At 30.6% G+C, this 16,001-nt stretch carries 16 protein-coding genes; 9 read left to right on the top strand and 7 right to left on the bottom strand.

What is annotated here, in order from left to right:
- Positions 1–9 precede the first annotated feature (9 nt).
- Both ASJ80_RS04135 and ASJ80_RS04130 read right to left on the bottom strand, forming a co-directional pair.
- The gene (locus ASJ80_RS04135) at positions 10–840 is read right to left on the bottom strand and encodes a carbon-nitrogen hydrolase family protein (protein WP_069585707.1); all 831 of its coding nucleotides are present in this window, start codon (positions 838–840) and stop codon (positions 10–12) included.
- 39 nt (positions 841–879) lie between these two features.
- Complete coding sequence (locus ASJ80_RS04130; protein WP_245837447.1) at positions 880–1,341, bottom strand: response regulator; 462 nt, start codon at positions 1,339–1,341, stop codon at positions 880–882.
- A gap of 105 nt (positions 1,342–1,446) precedes the next feature.
- On the opposite strand from ASJ80_RS04130, the gene ASJ80_RS04125 reads away from it, so the two are divergent.
- Positions 1,447–1,725 (top strand): hypothetical protein, encoded by a 279-nt coding sequence (locus tag ASJ80_RS04125; RefSeq protein WP_069585708.1) that lies wholly within the window; start codon positions 1,447–1,449, stop codon positions 1,723–1,725.
- 84 nt (positions 1,726–1,809) lie between these two features.
- Here the strand turns inward: ASJ80_RS04125 and ASJ80_RS04120 are convergent, their stop codons facing one another.
- Together ASJ80_RS04120 and ASJ80_RS04115 are read right to left on the bottom strand one after the other, a co-directional pair.
- A complete protein-coding gene (locus ASJ80_RS04120; protein WP_069585709.1) occupies positions 1,810–2,061 on the bottom strand; it encodes a glutaredoxin family protein in 252 nt (83 codons plus the stop codon).
- Positions 2,062–2,306: 245 nt separating this feature from the next.
- Positions 2,307–3,248 (bottom strand): hypothetical protein, encoded by a 942-nt coding sequence (locus ASJ80_RS04115; RefSeq protein WP_069585710.1) that lies wholly within the window; start codon positions 3,246–3,248, stop codon positions 2,307–2,309.
- Positions 3,249–3,518: 270 nt separating this feature from the next.
- Here ASJ80_RS04115 and ASJ80_RS04110 point away from each other — a divergent pair, with 270 nt between their 5' ends.
- Positions 3,519–5,000, top strand: a complete 1,482-nt coding sequence (locus ASJ80_RS04110; protein WP_069585711.1) for an MFS transporter — start codon at positions 3,519–3,521, stop codon at positions 4,998–5,000.
- Between the two features lie 96 nt (positions 5,001–5,096).
- Here the strand turns inward: ASJ80_RS04110 and ASJ80_RS04105 are convergent, their stop codons facing one another.
- On the bottom strand, positions 5,097–6,068 hold the full coding sequence (locus tag ASJ80_RS04105; RefSeq protein ID WP_069585712.1) for an ABC transporter substrate-binding protein: 972 nt from the start codon (positions 6,066–6,068) through the stop codon (positions 5,097–5,099).
- Positions 6,069–6,190: 122 nt separating this feature from the next.
- The gene (locus ASJ80_RS04100; RefSeq protein WP_369802135.1) at positions 6,191–6,676 is read right to left on the bottom strand and encodes a nucleoside deaminase; all 486 of its coding nucleotides are present in this window, start codon (positions 6,674–6,676) and stop codon (positions 6,191–6,193) included.
- Between the two features lie 158 nt (positions 6,677–6,834).
- Between ASJ80_RS04100 and minD the strand changes: the two genes are divergently transcribed.
- Positions 6,835–7,632 carry a cell division ATPase MinD gene (gene minD, locus ASJ80_RS04095; RefSeq protein ID WP_069585713.1) on the top strand — a complete coding sequence of 266 codons (798 nt, stop codon included), beginning with the start codon at positions 6,835–6,837 and terminating at the stop codon, positions 7,630–7,632.
- 974 nt (positions 7,633–8,606) lie between these two features.
- Entirely contained in the window at positions 8,607–9,152 is a 546-nt protein-coding gene (locus ASJ80_RS04090) for a TATA-box-binding protein (protein ID WP_069585714.1), read from the top strand.
- A 627-nt stretch (positions 9,153–9,779) separates the two neighbouring features.
- On the opposite strand, the gene ASJ80_RS04085 is transcribed toward ASJ80_RS04090, so the two are convergent.
- Positions 9,780–10,052 (bottom strand): hypothetical protein, encoded by a 273-nt coding sequence (locus ASJ80_RS04085; RefSeq protein WP_048082603.1) that lies wholly within the window; start codon positions 10,050–10,052, stop codon positions 9,780–9,782.
- A gap of 797 nt (positions 10,053–10,849) precedes the next feature.
- Here ASJ80_RS04085 and ASJ80_RS16880 point away from each other — a divergent pair.
- The 5 genes from ASJ80_RS16880 to ASJ80_RS04065 all read left to right on the top strand — a co-directional run bounded on the left by ASJ80_RS16880 (position 10,850) and on the right by ASJ80_RS04065 (position 16,001).
- Positions 10,850–11,026: a hypothetical protein gene (locus ASJ80_RS16880; RefSeq protein ID WP_176720340.1), complete on the top strand. Its 177-nt coding sequence runs from the start codon at positions 10,850–10,852 to the stop codon at positions 11,024–11,026.
- A gap of 466 nt (positions 11,027–11,492) precedes the next feature.
- On the top strand, positions 11,493–12,461 hold the full coding sequence (locus ASJ80_RS04080; RefSeq protein ID WP_069585715.1) for an alpha/beta fold hydrolase: 969 nt from the start codon (positions 11,493–11,495) through the stop codon (positions 12,459–12,461).
- Between the two features lie 2 nt (positions 12,462–12,463).
- Complete coding sequence (locus ASJ80_RS04075; protein WP_069585716.1) at positions 12,464–12,742, top strand: DUF5750 family protein; 279 nt, start codon at positions 12,464–12,466, stop codon at positions 12,740–12,742.
- Positions 12,743–12,821: 79 nt separating this feature from the next.
- Positions 12,822–13,676 carry a metallophosphoesterase gene (locus ASJ80_RS04070; protein ID WP_069585717.1) on the top strand — a complete coding sequence of 285 codons (855 nt, stop codon included), beginning with the start codon at positions 12,822–12,824 and terminating at the stop codon, positions 13,674–13,676.
- 132 nt (positions 13,677–13,808) lie between these two features.
- The gene (locus tag ASJ80_RS04065) at positions 13,809–16,001 is read left to right on the top strand and encodes a phage holin family protein (RefSeq protein ID WP_069585718.1); all 2,193 of its coding nucleotides are present in this window, start codon (positions 13,809–13,811) and stop codon (positions 15,999–16,001) included.

Below are 16,001 nucleotides of genomic sequence, written 5' to 3'. Positions count from 1 at the left end.
ATTTTTATTTTATTTTTTTATTAAACTGTATATATCTTCACGTCTGCTGTTTAATACCGGTAATTTTTCGCGTATTTCTTTAATCATTGATAATTTTATATCAGCATAAATTACTTCTTCTTTCTCACTAGCTCTAGCTAAAACATCACCCCAGGGATCAGCAACCAAGGAATTACCGTATGCAACATATGACAGTTTTTCATTTCTAGCTGGCGACGCAGCAGCTACATAAAGTTGATTATCGATTGCTCTTCCTCTGATTAAAGTTTCCCAGTGTGCAGGGCCGGTGGTCATGTTGAATGCTCCAGGTATGACAATTAGTTCTGCTCCTTTTAAGGCCATAAGTCTTGAAAGCTCAGGGAATCTTATATCATAACATATTGCTACTCCAATTTTGCAGAGTTCAGTATCAATTAAGGTTATTTGATTGCCTGCACTTAATGTCTCTGATTCTTTAAAACTAATTTTTCCAGGGATATCAATATCAAAAAGGTGCATTTTCCTGTGATATCCAATTATTTCTCCATTTCTATTAAATATAAAACTGGAATTGTATAATTTATCCCCGTCTAATTCAGGTATTGAACCTGCTATTATATAAAGACTCAAACTTCTTGCAGCTTTAGAAATTGATTTAAGTGTTTTACTGTTTTTCTTTTCTTCTGCATATTCCCTAAACTTATCGTTAGCATAGGGGCAATTGAACATTTCAGGCAAAATTACCAGATCACTCTTATTTAGACCTGCAGTCCTAATCATACTTAAAGCATTCTTTATATTGGAATCTTTATTATCAATGACTTTCATCTGGCATAAAGCAAGTTTAAACTGATTTTTCATTTAATCACTGACTTATTTTAGAAAATCTAATAATTTGGATTATGATGACTGTTTTATCATATCTATCCAGAAATCTTCAAGGCTTTTTAAAACTTTGATAAAGCTATCAAGATTTGCAGGTTTGGTTATAAAAGAATTAGCATAGTTATATGTTTCAGAAATATCTTCAGGAGCACTAGATGTGGTTAAAATTATAACTGGAATAGATTTTAAACTTTCATCTTCCTTTATCTCTACAAGGACTTCACGGCCATCCTTACGCGGTAGATTAAGATCAAGTAATACCAAATCTGGCCGAGGAGCATTTTTATATTCTCCTTTCTTATATAAAAAATCCATAGCTGCTATACCATTGTTTACAACATGCATTTCATTCAATGTTGTAAAATCCTTAAATATTTCCATTATTAAGCGTACATCAGCCGCATTATCTTCAACCAATAAAATTTCCACATAGTCGCCTAACAGTTGTACTCCCCCTTGCACTTTTTTATACTTCAATATTGATATACTTTATTAACACCATATCAGTTTATTAATAATAAGTTCAGAATTTTTTATATATGGCTATTAAACTAGAAATGAAACCTACTGGAGGTAATAATATTGAATAATCAAGATTTGCAGAATAAAAGTAGTTTAGAAAGGTCATCAAAGGAGTTAAGAAAATTTAAAGAAATTGAATCAACTGTTGATAATTATATACTTGAAATTGAAAAGTCAGATGATTTAACCAATGTTTTTCAATTTACTAAAGAAATGGCTAATATAATTATTTTTTTAGCGGAAAACGATGAGAAAGGTACACTATTCAATTTTGTAACGGATTATTTAGAGAAGATGATAGATAAAGGTAAAATAATCAGACAGGAAAAAGGGTTATAAAAAGGAATTTTTAAGATATAAAAGGAAGTAAGTCTGGATTTAATTTAATTACATATAAAAAAAATAAGATTAAAAATAGTTTAATCATTCTTTTAATCCCATTAAGTAAGAATAATCGTTTGGTTTATACCCTACGACTATTTTATCTCCAATTTTTACAAAAGGAAATCCGTTAGCGCCATACTCACGCATTTCATCCAGTATTTTTGTACGCTCTTTATCATCTGCTAAATCAAAATCAGTGTATTCAAAAGGTATGTTGTGATCTTTAAAGAATTCTTTAGTCTTTTTACACCATGGGCAGGTGCTTAAAGTATACATTTTGACTTTCTCCATAATTTTACCTCCAGTACTATTTAATTTAAATCAATAGGGAGGATAAACAAATATAGAAACCCCTTATGATTATTTGTTTTAATTCTATGTTTATTTTATTATTTAGTATATGATATTTATTATTTATGTTATGTGTCAAATTGAAGAACTTTTATCTTCAGCTGCATTATCTAAAAAAACAGATTATTTGTGTAAAAAATTAAATTATAAATCTTTATTAGGTTGACTTATCTAAAAAAAACAGGTTATCTATCTAAAAAATTAAAACAAGCATCAATTAATCTATTTGAATTGGAATAGACATCAGAATTCCCAACCCATTCTGGAATCTCGTAAACAAATACAGGAGTTCCTGTAGCTGCTATGGGGCTGTCAACTTTATTAATTGATGTGCTCTCTGCTTTTTCATTTGTGTTTCTTGGATAATAATTGAAATCAGTTAAAATATCTTTGATGGCTTCTGCAAGATTAACTGATTTTGAGTCCATAGTGGGTGTGGCTATATAGTATCCATCACCGTAGCCATATTTATGATTATGGCAAATTATCACCAGATCATAATCTGACTTTTTAATATCTGGGACCACATACTGGGCAACAAGCCCTTCACCATTATGACGACCTATGGTATAATCATTGGGGCTGCTGGTAACGTTTATCACATAATTTACGATTTCAACGTTATGTTTACTTACATATGATTTTATGGCCTTGGGCACAACTCTTTTAGCAGATATTTCCCGAGGATGCATCCCTGTTATGATAGCTATTTTAGGGCCAGATGAACCATAATTGGAATAAACATCTTTAATTACGTATCCTTTACTATTTGAACCTAAAAAAGAATGATCAGGAGTTATAGAACTGTGCAAACCTAATAAATTTGAGAAAATATTGTTTGGAATTAGTATTAAAGATGTTAAAATGCATAAAACAGCCAAAATAAAGAGTATTTTACCTAAGCTGGTTTTTTTCTTAGTTATATTTTCTTGTGGATACTGGTAATAGTCGTAGATATCTTCAACTAATATTAGATCTCCACCGCATATGCTGCATGAGTTTAAACTGGAGAAGACTGAATTTTTTTGGTCATTAGATCCCATATTTTGAATACAGTCTTCATACTCATTTTCTTCAACTTTATAATATCCATTGCACTTCTTGCATATTAAATAATAACCAGGCACTATTTTTTATTTATTGGAAGTTATTTTTATATTTTCAGGGAATTGAGAAATTTTAAAGGGCTTATAATTTAGCATTATCCAATTATTCAAAAATATCAAGTTTAGATAATAAAATAATTGAATTCTTTTTTAAAGATTTAATTTATTTAAACTCATTTTTAAGCATTTAACTTCTAAAATAAACACTAAAAGTATTAAAACTTTAGCATAATCTCTTAATAAGGTTTATACCCTTTAAAGTGATATTTTAACTATCGGAGGGAATATATTTTGGAACACAAATTAAACTGGATTATATTTACTCTGGCACTTGGAATGTTTTTATGGTCATTTAGTGCAGGTATTGTAAACATTTCATTGCCTACCATCTCCCAATATTTAGATATAAGTACAGATATGGTTTCATTAATAGTAATTGTTCATCTTATTACACTTATAAGCTTTTTACTCGTTTTTGGACGTATAGGTGATATTACAGGTTATAAAAAAATTTTTGTAATGGGAATTTCCATATTTACTATGGGATCCTATTTTTGTGGTATATCCCTCGATTTTGTTTCATTAATTATATTTAGAATAATTCAGGGCATAGGATCTGCAATGCTGCTTTCTATGGTGCCTGCAATTATATCAACAGTATTTCCTCCTAGAATGAGGGGAAAAGTTTTTGGTTATATTTCGCTCACCACAACCCTTGGCCTTTCATCAGGATACGGAGTGGGAGGATACGTAACACAATATATGGGATGGAACTGGATTTTTTTAATGGTCGTGCCCGTGGGTATAATTGCAACTATTTTTGCTGTTAAAGTACTCCCTTCACAGAAAACAAGAGCTCAAAATGTGAAATTTGATATTATAGGTTCTCTATTAATAGGTTTAACTATTTTAACATTTATTATGCCTTTTAACATAGAAGAAAATCTTGGATGGGGGTTCACCTCTATAGTTATAACCTTTGTTATCTCCCTGATCCTGGGAATTACTTTTGTTATATGGGAATTAAAACATTCCGAGCCTTTACTAGATCTTTCCATTTTAAAAAATATTTATATTACTCTTTCCCTTCTTGCAGGATTTATAGCTACTCTTGTCCTTACTGGAACAATTTATCTTCTACCTTTCTATCTTGAACTTATTATGGGTTATTCTTCAGATTTTGCAGGTCTTATAATTTTGATTCCATCTCTTGTAGTTATTTTTATAGGACCTTTATCAGGATATATCTCTGATAACTTTGGATCACGTATACCAACTATTATTGCATGCATAACACTTATCATGGCTATTATTCTATTATACCGCTTAAACCAAACAGTAGGAATACTATTTATATTCGCTGCGCTTGGAATAAGGGCACTTTCAGAAGGTATGTTTACCCCTGCAAACAACAAAACAGTAATGAGCCACAGCCCCAAAGAAAAAGTAGGTTCTGTTTCCAGTCTTTTAAATACAGCTAGATATATGGGTCTTGTAATGGGAATTGTTGTTTTTAACGAAATATTCGTTACTACAATAAGTAATGAAATCACTGACCTAATAGGAATCCCTTCTACTGGTGCATTTCAATTCAGTGCTCCCGTTGGAATTCTTTTAAATGGATTTCAAAATGCATTCATTTTAGGCATAGCAATGAGCCTTTTAATTCTTATATTCAGTATGTTTACTAAAGAAAACAAGAATTATGATAAAGATGAAGACTATTTGGGGGACTTAGATTCACTTAAAAAATATAAAGAGGGATTGCCATAGATATCAATCTATTTTTATAAATTCATATCCTTAACGTACGAAATAAAAAAGAATTTAAAGATATATAAATTAAAGGCGCCTTTAAAAAGTGTAAATTTAAAAACCTGATGATTTAGTAGGCCAAAAATTAAAATTAAAATAGGATACGTTTGATACGTTATTTTTTATGTATCCTAACTTCTTTTGAATATCTATAAACTTAAAGACACTTTTCTTAAATTCATTAGAAGACGGTATATTAAACGCAACATTTTTTAATGATTGTTTTTCAATTTGAACACTTATACCAAGTTTTTGGGAGACAATCACTGCAGTTTCATCCTTATGTGAATTTACATAGTTAGTTGCTTCTACATGTACCTTCAGAAATTTTCTTAAAGCACCAGGTTGATCTTTTATAAAGCTGTCTGTAGCTATGACAACGCAACATGGGAAATCTTTCCAGCTATCATTTTTGGAATATGTAAGTACTTTTCCATCACCTTCTACACTTGCAACAGATACATAAGGTTCCCATGCTACATACCCATCAAATTTTTTAAACAGTAAAGATCTTGGCATAAATGGTACTTCTGATTCAGTTATATTTACTTCATTCCTGCTAATATTATACTGGGACAGCCAGTAAGTCAATAAAACATCCTGTACTGAGTTTATTTTAGGTATTGCTATAGTTTTTCCTTTTAAATTAGAGATATCAGTTATATTTGTATTATTGCCTACTACTATTCCACTTCCTTCCTGATTTACAGATGCAACGATTTTTATAGGTGTTCCATTAGTTATGGCCAGTGTTACGGGGGCAATTCCACAATAACCAATATCTATTTTGCCTAACTTGGCGGCATTTATGAGATCTGGACCTGATCTAAAGGGGACTAAACTGACTACTAATCCTTCTTTTTCAAACATATTCTTTGCATTTGCTACAAATAGTGCAGAATCGTGATCACTTTGTAGATATCCAACTACAATAGTTTTCTGTGAAATTACAATGTAACTATAGGTTCCATATGCAGTTGCTGCAACTAAGAAAATAATTATTAAAGCCCATATCTTTTTATCCATAGTTATGGCTTTGATATTAAAATATATTATATTTATGCCAGAGAACAAAAAATTAATATAAAATAAATAGTTGCTGTTATTTATTGGAGTCTATATGCCTTGAAATATAGATATTTTAATACTTAAATTACCCTATCTATTTCCGCATCCCAAATTTCAGGATTTCTTTTAATGAATTCCTTCATAATATCCTTACATTCTTTTAAATCTAAATTAATTAATTCAACACCGTTCTCCTTTAGATAATCTTCCGGTCCCTTAAGCGTTTTATTTTCTCCCATTACGACCTTTGGGATTTTATAAAGTAGTATGGTTCCAGAACACATTTCACATGGCGATAAAGTGGTATAAAGTATGCATCTTTTGTAATCTTCTCCTTTTAATTTTCCAGCATTTTCAATACAGTCCATTTCTCCATGCAAAATTGAAGAGTCTTTCTGCAGTAATCTATTATGTCCACGGCCAATTATCTCCTCATTTTCAACTAAAACAGCTCCAATTGGAATTCCGCCTTCTTTTAAGCTCTTTTTTGCCTCTATAATTGCTTCATTCATGAATTTATGATATTTTTCCACTACCAAGAACTCATCTCCATAAAGAGTAATTATTAGTATTTCTCTAATTTATTTTTTGATTTAATACTATTTTAATAATTTTGTATTTGCATTTATTATTGTGAAAATAAGCACATTAATCTTTATCATCAATAAATGATTGTGAGTACAAGTAGTTATGTAAGATTATTAATCCAATGTTAGGTGGAAGAATGGCGAGAGTAATAGTAGTGGCTTCAGGAAAAGGAGGGGTCGGAAAGACAACCATAGCAGCTAATCTTGGAATAGCTCTTTCTCTTCAGGGAGAAGAAGTTGTAGTCCTTGATTTAGATGTTGCAATGGCTAATTTGGAATTGATTTTAGGTTTAGAAAATCAACCAGTGACCTTACAAGATGTCCTGGCCGGAAGAGATATGATACATAATGCAATATATGAAGGCCCAGGCGGAGTAAAAATTGTTCCTGCAGGACTCTCACTTTATGGTCTTAAAGACATGAAACTAGAAAGACTTGAAGAAGTCTTGGAAACACTTACCGAAGATATAGATATACTACTTATAGATGCACCCGGCGGACTTGAAAGGGATGCACTGGCAGCATTACAGGTTTCAAATGAACTGGTTCTTGTTACAACACCTGAAATTACTTCTTTAAGCGATGCTCTAAAGACAAAAATTGTTGCAGAGAAAATTGGAATGGAGATACTTGGGGTAGTTATTAACAAAGAAAGAAGTGGTAAAGAATTTTTAACTCCTGATGAGATCCAGACTATCCTTAACATACCAGTAATTGCAATCATTCCAGAAGATAAGGAGTTAAATATAGCATCTGCGTCAGGAAATTCGATTTTAGAAAAAAATCCTAAATCAGATACATCTAAGTTAATTTTAGGGCTTGCTTCAAGAGTTATTGGAAAGTACAGCCTTGAAAATGATTTATCAAGTAAAGGAATTGTTTCTAAATTTTTCCAGACTGTTTTCAGCAAATATTTAAATGTAAACAAATCTTAATTTTTTATAATTTTTCTTTTTGATTTTTTATTAGATCACTATCTTTTATAGATGTTTTTTAGATATATGGGGTCCTCTTTGTACAAAATTTGGATATTAAAACCTTTAATTAAACAAAAGGATTATATATTTTATTACTAATTTATATTAAGGGAGGCATAGTGGCACTTCAAACCACCTTCATGTCAACTCTATCTATGCCTCCCAATTAATTTGATAATATAACTATTTATTTTTATAACAATTAATTTATGCTAATTCACAATTCATATATTATATTCATTTGATAAAAAGATAAACTGTTAAAAATAACTTTCAATACTAAATTTATAATTTCAGTTGTTTAAAATTTTTAAAGTTTGCATACATTTTTTAAATCGGATACTTAAAAAATAATCTTTAAATCCTTTTAAACTATTAAAATAGATTAGTAGTAATAATTATTAGGAAAAATAAGTCATAAATATGCAGTTGCAACTAATAAGAATGTAAAGTATACATCAACAGTAAAACTAGTATTAGGTAAGGCCACTAACATTTAATTCCTTGATAAAGTTGTCCCAGACTGCATAATACTTTTTTACAAATCCGCAGATGGATCTTAACATGGATCCCATTTCCATATAAAAATTAAAAAAGAATTAATAACACTTATTTTCATGAAATAAGTTCAAATATTGTAAAATCATTGATTTTTAAATAATTTATAAAAATAGGAACAGTAATACTTTTTATAAAATAGTATTTTTTAAATGTTATCACATTTAATCTAAATAACCTAAAATTAACCATCATGAAACAGGCTAAAACGGGAAAATAATTTATTCTATGGGGCTACTCGAATTATGTATTTTATCTATGTGTTTTATGCTAGCCCTTCCCAATATCTCCATAATAAAATGCACTTTTAATGTAACATATATGGAATGTAAAAATCAAATTAATGATCTGGATTAAAACCTGGAGGAATGTGTTTGACAGATGTACCAATTAAAGTTGAAAATATTGTAGCTTCTGCAACTCTTGGAAAGTCAATTGAACTGCCCAAAGTAGCTTTGACACTAGAAGGTGTTGAATATAACTCAGAAAAGTTTCCAGGGCTTGTTTACAAGCTTAAAGAACCTAAAACAGCAGCTCTTATATTTGGATCAGGAAAACTAGTAGGTACTGGTGCAAAAACTACAAAAGATTCAATTAAATCTTTAAATATTATTGTAGACAAAATGAGGGTGCTAGATGCAGATATACCAAAAGAATTTGAAATTACAATACAAAATATAGTTGCTTCTGCAAATTTAGGAAAAACATTAAACCTTGAAGCAGTAGCATTAGATTTAGAGAATACAGAATATGAGCCAGAACAATTTCCGGGCTTAGTTTACAGAGTTGAAGACCCCAAAGTTGTATTACTATTGTTCGGTTCAGGGAAAGTAGTCTGCACTGGTGCAAAAACCATAGACGATGCCCAGCTCGGCGTTGAAAAAACGAAGGAAAGATTAGGTGAACTGGATTTAATTTAAATCCCAATTTGATAAAAATACCATTCATTTCTCTCTAACTTTATCTTGTCTATGATAAAAACTTCTTCTTTTTGTTTTTTATTATTTTTCATATGTTTAATATGTTAAAAAAGATAATCTAAATAACAAATAGGAAGACCTTAAAATAATAGGTCGATAAGTATACTTTAAATTTTTGAAAAAATAGAAGATTAGCATTCAAAAACCTTTGGTTTTAGATATCTCATAAATTTGTAGAATTTTCAAAGGCTGAAATTAATTAAATTTTTAAGATAAAATGAAATTGTAACATATGGAAAAGGGGATCTATCTTCGTTAATAAATTAAATTGATAGTTTCAGCTCATTAAAGCTTTTTTAAGTTAATTTAAAATAAATAATTAATAATTTAGAAAAAGTAGACTGTAAATAAAAGATTCTAAATTAAAAGAAATATGTAATTAGAGATTATAAATCTCGGATTGGATATTTTTTGAAATAAGGTTTGTCTTGAAACTTATTATATTCTTTAAATGTACTTGAAGTTTTTATAAACATATATTTAAGGAATAAGAAATTGGATTTATTTGGTTTAGGTAGTAATTCAATTTCAACTCTTTAAAGTTAATTTCCTTTAGATGTTTAATAATTAACTTTCTGTTACTGGAATTTTCCAGAGGTAGCCAACTTTTTTTGGTTTTTCCTGTTTGTTTCCTCTTGATTTCTTTTTTTTCACGTGAGCTTCGCTGCCTTCCCATGTTCCAACTGTTTCATCAAGGTATTTGGCGATTTTTTCACTGTATTTTCTTGTTCCAATGGTGTAATTATCAGCTTCATTTCGAATATAACTGATTCCATCTCCCTCTTCTTCCATTACCTTAGATATTTTCATTAATTTTTCATAAAACTTTGCAGATACCATGCGTTTTCTCCTCTTTTTCATTTTCAGCAAATGGATATTTTTTTATCCAGCTACATTTTCATACATACAATTATAATTTTGTCTTTTATCCATTAAAAATGTTATATTTCGTTATTATTATTTTAGACATCAGTACATCACTTTAGAAAGTAAAATACTTAAAATGTTAATTATTTGCAATATCTTAACTGCACTTGTAAAAGTTTCCAGATTAGCGCCTCAAATTATACTAAATATATTTAATATTGTTAAAATGTCTTGTTCTATGTTTAAAATAATATTTTATGCTCATGTCGGAGCATTGTGCAAATATTACAATTTAAATTACCGCTCATGTCCATGAGTTATACTTTATGTTAAATTGTGGTTTTAATTGATTATATGGGATTTATCTTAAAAAAAATACAATTTATTTAACCAGACACACGAGTGAAGCGATATTATTTACACAACATTTGGCATGAGCGTAAATTATTATGTAACTTTTGATTAAATAAATGGAATTTTTTTAAAAGAAGTTCAACTTAAATTAACCAGTATGAAAAAACTTTTTATTTTTCTGATTGAAAAAAACTTTGTTTTTATGGCATGTGAAAAATCGTAGATTTTGTGAACATGAGCCTTTTTAAATTTTACTTATAAACTGGAATTATAAAAAGTAACACAATTAATCTACAGAAAAGAATATACTACTGCTCTAACAGATAATATAAATAAGCCCAGTATGATTACTAATTTCAAGTTAGTAATGCGTAGTGTGAGCATGGAGAAATAAGGATAATTAAAGGGGTAATATTATGGTAAACACAGATGTTGGAAACAATTTTGAGATTAGTCATTGTCCAAGATGTGATACCAAAAAAATAGGCATTATTGGTCTTGATGAGTACAATCAGGTCTTAGTGTTTAGATGTAATAAATGTGGAGAAGAGTTCACAAGACCAGTAGAAAAAATTGTATCTAATACTCTTTAGACAAACAAATTAAAAGTTAATAAATCATGTTTAAGAGAATATTTAATTTATTAGATAGCAGAGTCTTTAAATATTTTAGATTTTTATTATTTAGCTTAATAATCCCTATATAAGTTAATTTTAGTAAATTCACGCCTCTTTTAATTCAAACTAATTTTATAAAACTAAGATATGAATCAGAGTCAGGTATAATATACAATTGACTAAATTTAAATCTAAAAATGTGTAACTTTTGATGATTTAGAAAAAATAAAATAGTAGCTGTTCTATAATATTATTATAGTGAATAATTACATATTTTAGACGTTGATTTATAAAAAAACGTGTTTATGTGATTTAAATTGTTAAATGTAAGTTTAACCATTTAAAATTTATAAGTTTAGCTTCTATGATAATCAAATAATGTACTCGTGGAACATTATTTTTATAAAAATTCAAATTTAATTTTGATTATAAAGGGAATAACATGTTAAAACCAAAATATGAATCTATAAAGAACTTTAAATTTAAATCTGGTGAAATTTTACCTGAATTAAATATAGAATATGCCACATTTGGAACCAAAAAGCTGGATGATGATGGAAATATCACCAATGGAATAGTTTATCTGCACGGCTCTTCTGGAGACTACTCATCTGTAAAACGTGTTAAAGATGTTTTAGGCCCAGGAAAAGTTATGGATACTGATGATTATTATGTAATCTGTCCTACATCTCTTGGGAACCCAGGATCCTCATCACCGTCAACATCAGGTATGGGGCACCTATTTCCAAAATATACTGTAGAAGATATGGTAGATGCATCATATACCCTTTTAACTCAAAAATTAAATATTAAACACCTAAAAGGTATTATTGGCACTTCAATGGGCGGTTTCCTTGCACTTCAATGGGCTATAAAATACCCTGATTTTATGGATTTTATCATACCTCTCACTACAAGCTCTTCATCAAAAGGTCAAAATTATGCATTATCTACTATAATGAACAACTACATTAAAAATGATCCGGATTATTTAGATGGTAAATATGAACATAAACCCCAAACCGGACCTCAAAATGCGATGATGATGCTTTATTTATTTGGTTTTTCGCCAGCTTACTATAAAAATTCTTCAAATGAAGAAGTTCTTGAATCAATTCATGAAATGGAATTAGAAGGAGCTAATTCTGATGCAAATGACATTGTATGGCAAAATGAAGCTACTATGATATATGATGTAAGAGAAGAATTACACAAAATTAAAGCCAGAACACTTGTTATTGGAGTTAACCAGGACCAGTATTTCCCGCCAGATACCGATGTGATACCTCTTTCAAAATCAATAAAAGGATCTAAACTCTTTTTATATGATTCAATACTTGGACATGTAGGATCAAGTGAAATAAAGAAAGGAGAACATATAATTAGTGATTTTTTAAAATATGGAGATTAAAGATGAAAGTTAAAGTTGTTGATTACGGAGTTTCAGATGATCCCAAAAAGTGTTATGTGACTTATAAAATTACTGATATCGATGAAAAATCAATAAATAAACTTAAAAATCGCGTTGAAGAAGAATTAGATCTTAAATCCGGAGATTTATATTTGACTGCCTATTTTAACGAAGAATACTATCCATTTAGAAGTGAAGAATCTAAATACCGCAGCGAAGACTTTATAGCAATGGAAGAAATTGAAATGTGGGCATATTTAATGAGTCTTTTGGAGGATTAAAGAATTTCAGAATTTTAAATTAATTTATAAATTTTATTTTACATATTTGATATTATCACCACTCGGGAGAAACTGATAAATGAAGGATACATCTTCAAATGACTTAAAGGATTTTAAAATACGAGAAAAATTACAGTGGGCAATGTCCAAGTCCATGGAAAAAATGGGATTGCATGAATTTGATTCGTGTCATTTTGAAATAGTGCCGGTTGAAATAACAGTTCCTGGACTGGACCCTTCTTTTGATGGCTACAGCATTGCACATATCACTGATATTCATTTAGGACAGTGGATATCAACAGATAGACTAAATGGAGTCATGGATCTTGTCAATCAACAAAATCCAGATATGGTAGCAATAACCGGTGATTTTGTATCTTATGCAATCGATCATCTTGTAGATGATTTAACTAACTGTCTTAAGAAACTTCAACCCAAGGATGTTTCACTAGCAGTCCTTGGAAATCACGACCATTGGCTTGGAGCCGATAAAATTCGTAATATACTGCAAGAAAGCGATATAATAGACATCAGTAATGATATTTATACTTTAAAACGTGGAGATGCTGTGCTGCACGTAGCAGGTGTTGACAGTGTCACCTTAAATAAACACCGCTTGGATCTGATTATGAATAAATTACCTTCTTGCGGACCTGCAATACTGCTTGCACATGAACCCGACTTTGCAGATATCAGCTCAACAACAGGGAGATTCAGTTTACAGATTTCAGGCCATTCCCATGGAGGCCAATTTATGATACCTGGTATCGGAACATTTATCAGGGGTCCCCACTTCTTAAAATATCCAGTCGGTAAGTACAAAGTAGGAGATATGGTCCAGTACACAAACCGCGGGCTTGGAACAAACATATTCTGGCTTAGAATCAACTGTCCACCTGAAATCACTGTAATAAACCTCAGAACACCTAAATAATAAATATAATAACATTAAAAATTCTAAAACTAGGTTGAAGAATAAATATATACTAATTAATAACTTCACAAGATTAATAACCAGATAAAATTCATATTATAGTTAGTAATCAGCATTTATCCGAGGTTAAAAATGGATAAAAACCAGAACATTCTATGGATGGGCCGTACATTAGTCCTATTGATATCAGAAGTAGCAGGACTTATGTTAATGACATGGTTTCTTCCGGGACTGAGCATTAACAGCTGGGAAACAGCATTGATAGTAGTTGTATTAGTTGGTATAATAAATGCTATTTTTTGGCCTATTTTATCATATTATACCCTTCCTTTTCTTGTTTTTACCTTTGGAGTAGGTACATTACTTTTAAATGGTTTGCTTATATGGTTTATCAGCCTTTTTGTCCCTGGAATCACTATAAAAGACTCAGCTTTATTTCTAGTTCCTCTGGGGATAGCACTTATTAATACACTTGTATCTGGAGCTTTAACTATTGGAGATGAGGCATCTTATTACAGATCCGTTTTAAGGAGATATGCTGAACGCTTTTCAAAAAATAATCATTCTGATAAACCTGGCGTTATATTTTTAGAAATTGATGGACTGGCAGAAGCTGTCTTACAAAACGCTCTAGATAAAGGATACATGCCCACACTTAAAGGGTGGGTAGAAAAAGGGAGTCATAAAATTCTTCAGTGGGAAACTGATTTATCTTCCCAAACTGGTGCTTCCCAGGCGGGTATTCTTCATGGAAATAATCAGGACATGCCTGCTTTCAGGTGGGTTGAAAAGGAAAATGATAATAAATTAAGGGTATCTACTGGATTATTTGATGCACCTTTACTTGAACGGCGTGTATCAGATGGAAAAGGATTGCTTGCAATAAATGGAGCAAGTAGATCTAATCTTTTTTCTGGAGATGCATTAAATGCCATATTTACCTACAGCAAACTCAGTGATTTATCGAAGTTTTATACAAAGGCATGGTATTTTTTCTATTCTAATCCCTACAACTTTGCACGTACCATTGTGCTGCTTGTATGGGACATTCTTCTGGAAATTGCATCCCGCTTCAGGCAGTGGAGAAAAGATGTAAGGCCTAGAATGAACCGCAGCATTATTTATTTAGCTGTGAGGGCTACAGCCAATGTTTTTTTACGCGAGATAACAACAAGTACCATCATTGGAGATATTTTTACAGGCCGGGCTGATGCAGTGTATGCTACATATGTAGGTTACGATGAAATAGCACACCATTCAGGTACAAAAGATAGTGATGCTTTTTATGCACTTAAACAGTTAGATAAACAATTTTTGCTCCTAGATGATGCAAGAAAGAGTGCTTCAAGACCATATCACTTTGTGATACTTTCTGATCATGGGCAAAGTAATGGAGCAACATTTAAACAGCGCTATGGAATTTCTTTAGAAGGGTTAGTACGCGAACTAATTCCTAAGGACTTAAAAATATATTATGAGTTCGATACAAATGAAGATCACTTCAGTCAGGTAATTACGTATCCTATTGCCGATGGAAAACGCTGGATAAGTGAAAAGAGAGAAAATGCAATCAAAGGAAGTAAAGAATTCACCGGAAATATCAAACAGTCAATTGAGAGACAGGAAACTAAATGGATGAAGGAAAAACGGGAAAATGCAGTTAAAAGCGGTAAAGAATTCACTGGAAATATCTGGCAATCACTTGATAAGGATGATAAAATAAGTGAACGGCTGGAAAAATTTAATGAAGCTCTCAAAATTCCAGTAAAACCACGAGAAAAACCTATTGATCATAAAGATGCAGATGTCACTGTGCTTGCTTCAGGTAACCTTGGCTTGATCTACTTCAAAAAATGGGAAAGTAGAATGACTTTTGAAGAGATCAATGCTGTATTTCCTGAATTAATTCCAGGTTTAATACGACATGAAGGTATTGGATTTATAATGGTTCGATCCATTGAGGAAGGACCTATTGTAATTGGATCTAAAGGAGTTTATTATTTAAAAGATAATCAAATAGAAGGAGAAAACCCGCTTAAAGGTTTTGGAAAAAACGCAGCTTTACATTTAAAAAGGACAGACAGTTTTAAATATGTACCAGATATTCTGGTAAACAGCCTATATGACAGTGAAAAAAATGAAGTAGCTGCTTTTGAAGAACTGATAGGCAGTCATGGAGGATTAGGTGGTGAACAGTCCAAACCATTCTTATTATATCCATCGAGCTGGAATTTAGAAAAAGAAGAAATAGTAGGGGCTGAAAAACTTCACAATGTTTTAAAAAGTAAGTTAGATGAACTATGGTTAAATACTGAAAATAAATAA

The organism is Methanobacterium bryantii (assembly GCF_002287175.1).
Lineage (GTDB): Archaea > Methanobacteriota > Methanobacteria > Methanobacteriales > Methanobacteriaceae > Methanobacterium_D > Methanobacterium_D bryantii.
Note: the sequence above shows the minus strand (reverse complement) of the source record. Positions and strands in the feature narration are given on the sequence as shown.

Bases quoted from the DNA above. Each gene is read 5' to 3' on its own strand.
- ASJ80_RS04135 (WP_069585707.1), bottom strand. From the start codon at position 840: ATGAAAAATCAGTTTAAACTTGCTTTATGCCAGATGAAAGTCATTGAT.
- ASJ80_RS04120 (WP_069585709.1), bottom strand. From the start codon at position 2,061: ATGGAGAAAGTCAAAATGTATACTTTAAGCACCTGCCCATGGTGTAAA.
- ASJ80_RS04105 (WP_069585712.1), bottom strand. From the start codon at position 6,068: ATGGATAAAAAGATATGGGCTTTAATAATTATTTTCTTAGTTGCAGCA.
- minD (WP_069585713.1), top strand. From the start codon at position 6,835: ATGGCGAGAGTAATAGTAGTGGCTTCAGGAAAAGGAGGGGTCGGAAAG.
- ASJ80_RS04085 (WP_048082603.1), bottom strand. From the start codon at position 10,052: ATGGTATCTGCAAAGTTTTATGAAAAATTAATGAAAATATCTAAGGTA.
- ASJ80_RS16880 (WP_176720340.1), top strand. From the start codon at position 10,850: ATGGTAAACACAGATGTTGGAAACAATTTTGAGATTAGTCATTGTCCA.
- ASJ80_RS04080 (WP_069585715.1), top strand. From the start codon at position 11,493: ATGTTAAAACCAAAATATGAATCTATAAAGAACTTTAAATTTAAATCT.
- ASJ80_RS04075 (WP_069585716.1), top strand. From the start codon at position 12,464: ATGAAAGTTAAAGTTGTTGATTACGGAGTTTCAGATGATCCCAAAAAG.
- ASJ80_RS04070 (WP_069585717.1), top strand. From the start codon at position 12,822: ATGAAGGATACATCTTCAAATGACTTAAAGGATTTTAAAATACGAGAA.
- ASJ80_RS04065 (WP_069585718.1), top strand. From the start codon at position 13,809: ATGGATAAAAACCAGAACATTCTATGGATGGGCCGTACATTAGTCCTA.